Source organism: Streptomyces sp. B1866 (assembly GCF_031932565.1).
Classification (GTDB): Bacteria; Actinomycetota; Actinomycetes; order Streptomycetales; family Streptomycetaceae; genus Streptomyces.
On the sequence record NZ_JAVSCF010000623.1, the window covers coordinates 1 to 433 of the forward strand.

The following is a 433-nucleotide window of genomic DNA, read 5'->3' on the forward strand; positions in this document are numbered from 1 at the left end:
CACCATGCAGGACACCGCCTCACCCACCTCCGCGTTCGTCCGCGAACGCTGCACCACCGGGCCAGCCTGCGAAGTCACCGCCGACGACCTGTGGGCCGCCTGGAAGGAGTGGGCCGAAGACAGCGGGGTCCACCCGGGCACGAAGCAGATGCTGGGCCGCAACCTGCTGTCCGTCGTCCCCCAGCTGCGCCGTGTCCGCCGCCGCGGCGACGACGGCAGGCAGGGCGTCACCTACAGCGGGATCACCCTGCACAGTGGCGCCCGCAATGACGTGAGTCGCGACTCAACGCCACTCACCACCCCGACAGCGGCGGCCCTGAGTCGCGATGAGTCGCGACTCTCCCCATTGTGGTCGCCACCTGAGCACCGGCCCCCATGCGCCGTCTGCGGCCGTCCCTTGCAGCCCGTCACACCGGGCCAGACCACCCACCCC

Annotated in this window: 1 pseudogene; it reads left to right on the forward strand. The window is 71.4% G+C overall.

Annotation, left to right across the window (positions count from 1 at the left end):
• A pseudogene (locus tag RKE29_RS30490) lies at positions 1–433 on the forward strand (hypothetical protein); the annotation flags it as partial.